Below are 2,474 nucleotides of genomic sequence, written 5' to 3' on the forward strand. Positions count from 1 at the left end.
TTCAGCCCGACCTCGATGGGCGGCACCANCCCTGGCTGACATGCGTGCGCTGGGCGCTTCCATCGTCACCATCGCCATCGGCGAACAAATGCGCGCCAGTGCCCAGGCCGTGCAGGAGTTGAGCGGAGTGCCGTATGTGATCTTCGACCGGCTCACCGGCCTGCAGGCCAATGACCGTTTCCTGGCCTATCTGGAATATGTGTCGGGCCAGCCGATTCCGGCGCGCTACCGGCGTCAGCGCAGCCAGCTGCAGGATGCCATGCTGGACGGCCATTTCTTCTTCGGCGGGGTCAAGGTCGCCATCGGTGCCGAGCCGGACCTGTTGCTGGCACTCTCGGCGTGGCTGGCCGAGATGGGCTGCGAGATCGGCTGTGCCGTGACCACCACGAGCTCGCCGGTACTTGATGGCGTACCCGCAGCCCGGGTCGTGATCGGCGACCTGGAGGACCTGGAGCAGGGCGCGCGCCGGGCCAGCGCCGGTCTGCTGGTAACGCATTCGCACGGACGCCAGGCCGCCGAGCGCCTGCATATTCCCTTCCATCGCGCCGGCTTGCCCATGTTCGACCGTCTGGGGGCCGGGCACTGTCTTTCGGTCGGCTATCGCGGCACGCGTGGATTGATTTTCGAGATCGGCAACCTGTTGCTGGCCGCAGGCCATGCACATACCCCGGATGACTGGCAGCTGCCGCAGAGCACGCGCGATGCCCTGGCGCTGGCCACGTCCGTTCAAGGAGAAAGCTTATGAAAGTGGCATTTGCAACCCAGGATCTGCAACGCGTGGATGCGCATTTCGGCTGGGCCAAGAACCTGGCGGTGTTCGAGGTCTGGCCCAATGGCTACAGCTTCGTGCAGACGCACAGCTTCGACGGTGATCTCAAGGAGGATGGCGACGAAGACAAACTGGCCCCCAAGATTGAGGCCATCAAGGATTGCGCCATCCTGTACGTGGCCGCCATCGGTGGCTCGGGCGCGGCGCGGGTGGTGGCCAACCGTATCCACCCGGTCAAGGTGGCGCAGGCCGAACCTATCCTGGACATCCTCGACAAGCTGCAGGAAGTGCTCAAGGGCACACCGGCACCGTGGCTGCGCAAGGCCATGCAAAAGGGCCAGGAACGCGACATCAACTTTGAAGAGGAAGTGTGAACCATGACTGCCATCGCCACTCAAGAGGCCCCGACCGCCATTGACAGCCCATTCGTGCAAGAGCTCATCAAGCAATGGCGGGCGCAGGATACCCATGGCGCCTGGGACGGCAAGAGTAACGCCGACCTGCTGGCACCCTACATCATCACGCGCGAGCAGCGCCGCGAGATTCCCATCATCGGCGACCCCGATCCTGAAACCCTGTGGCGCCTGGAACTGTTCTACAACGCCGTGGGGCTGGCGATCGAGCGCCAGACCGGCAGCATCGCCACGCCGATGATGAAGATGTCGCATGAGGGCTTCGGACGCATGGTGCTCATGGCCGGGCGCCTGGTGGTGGTCAACAAGCACTTGCGGGATGTGCATCGCTTCGGCTTCGAGAGCGTGGACAAGCTGGCCGAGGAGGGCGACAAGATCGTCACGGCCGGGGTCGAGATGATCCGGCAGTTCCCCGAAGTGGTCAATTACGGCTGAGGGCATCGGCCACAAGGAGAACGGATATGCAGGACAGGGAAGCGCTCAAGGCGCAAGTCAAGAAGCTCAACCAGCAGGCCACCGCCTTGAAGATGGATTTGCACGATCTGTCCGAGGATTTGCCGACCGGCTGGGAAAAGATCCTGGAGGTCGCGCAAAAGGCCTATGACGCCCATGCCGCGCTGGCCCAGGCACGGCGCGCACTTGAGGATGAGAAGGAAAGACAGCCATGACGACATTCACGGTCAAGCTTCCCGGCGGTGCCGACTGGACGCCCCAGTTCGTCGGCCAGATCAATGAAGACAAATGCATCGGCTGTGGCCGTTGCTTCAAGGTATGCGGCCGCGACGTGCTGGCCCTGGTCGGTATCAATGACGAGGGGCAGCGCATCGCGGTCGATCCTGATGATGACGAGGATGAGGAGTACGAAAGAAAGATCATGACCATCGCCAACCGTGACAATTGCATCGGTTGCGAAGCGTGCTCACGGATTTGTCCCAAGAAGTGCTACACCCATGGGAGCGCGCAGGTCTGATCGTCCATTTCCCTTTGAAGCTTTTTTCGTTCTCTGACACCGACCCAGGAGGCCCCAAAATGAGCTACAGCCAGGCAGGTTATGTGGAATTGATGGAAGCAGCGCGCGACCCGGACCATGTGGTGACGCTGGCCTTTGCCGGCCTGATCGCACTGGCCGATCATCGTCCGGCCCCCTATGACGTACCCATCGCCGCACTCGATGCCGAGGCCCTGGCGGCCTTGCGTGAGCGCTATTTTCCGGAGTTGACGGCGCCTCTGTATGGCGCCCGCAGTGCACTGTCCGGTGAAGCCTGTGCGCCGCCACCGATCGACGAATTCGA

The 2,474-nt window shown here is 62.6% G+C and carries 5 protein-coding genes and 1 pseudogene; all 6 read left to right on the forward strand.

The features are described from left to right. Positions 1 to 88: 88 nt before the first annotated feature. Positions 89 to 745, forward strand: a complete 657-nt coding sequence (locus I5W_RS02445) for a nitrogenase component 1 (RefSeq protein ID WP_441294712.1) — start codon at positions 89 to 91, stop codon at positions 743 to 745. Next, positions 742 to 1,143: a nitrogen fixation protein NifX gene (gene nifX, locus I5W_RS02450; protein ID WP_006463095.1), complete on the forward strand. Its 402-nt coding sequence runs from the start codon at positions 742 to 744 to the stop codon at positions 1,141 to 1,143. Before I5W_RS02445 ends, nifX begins: the two co-directional genes overlap by 4 nt. 3 nt (positions 1,144 to 1,146) lie before the next feature. Beyond that, entirely contained in the window at positions 1,147 to 1,617 is a 471-nt protein-coding gene (locus I5W_RS02455; protein WP_044528042.1) for a NifX-associated nitrogen fixation protein, read from the forward strand. Between the two features lie 26 nt (positions 1,618 to 1,643). Further along, positions 1,644 to 1,850: a CCE_0567 family metalloprotein gene (locus I5W_RS02460; RefSeq protein WP_013234814.1), complete on the forward strand. Its 207-nt coding sequence runs from the start codon at positions 1,644 to 1,646 to the stop codon at positions 1,848 to 1,850. Next, on the forward strand, positions 1,847 to 2,152 hold the full coding sequence (fdxB, locus tag I5W_RS02465; protein WP_006463098.1) for a ferredoxin III, nif-specific: 306 nt from the start codon (positions 1,847 to 1,849) through the stop codon (positions 2,150 to 2,152). Before I5W_RS02460 ends, fdxB begins: the two co-directional genes overlap by 4 nt. A 59-nt stretch (positions 2,153 to 2,211) precedes the next feature. After that, positions 2,212 to 2,474 (forward strand): annotated as a pseudogene (locus I5W_RS02470) (nitrogen fixation protein NifQ); the annotation flags it as partial.

It is taken from the genome of Herbaspirillum sp. B65 (assembly GCF_000333555.1).
In the GTDB taxonomy this organism is placed as follows: domain Bacteria; phylum Pseudomonadota; class Gammaproteobacteria; order Burkholderiales; family Burkholderiaceae_D; genus Herbaspirillum; species Herbaspirillum rubrisubalbicans.

Excerpts from the sequence above, each read along its gene's own strand:
- fdxB (WP_006463098.1), top strand. The coding sequence starts at position 1,847 with ATGACGACATTCACGGTCAAGCTTCCCGGCGGTGCCGACTGGACGCCC.
- I5W_RS02445 (WP_441294712.1), top strand. The coding sequence starts at position 89 with ATGCGCGCCAGTGCCCAGGCCGTGCAGGAGTTGAGCGGAGTGCCGTAT.
- nifX (WP_006463095.1), top strand. The coding sequence starts at position 742 with ATGAAAGTGGCATTTGCAACCCAGGATCTGCAACGCGTGGATGCGCAT.
- I5W_RS02460 (WP_013234814.1), top strand. The coding sequence starts at position 1,644 with ATGCAGGACAGGGAAGCGCTCAAGGCGCAAGTCAAGAAGCTCAACCAG.
- I5W_RS02455 (WP_044528042.1), top strand. The coding sequence starts at position 1,147 with ATGACTGCCATCGCCACTCAAGAGGCCCCGACCGCCATTGACAGCCCA.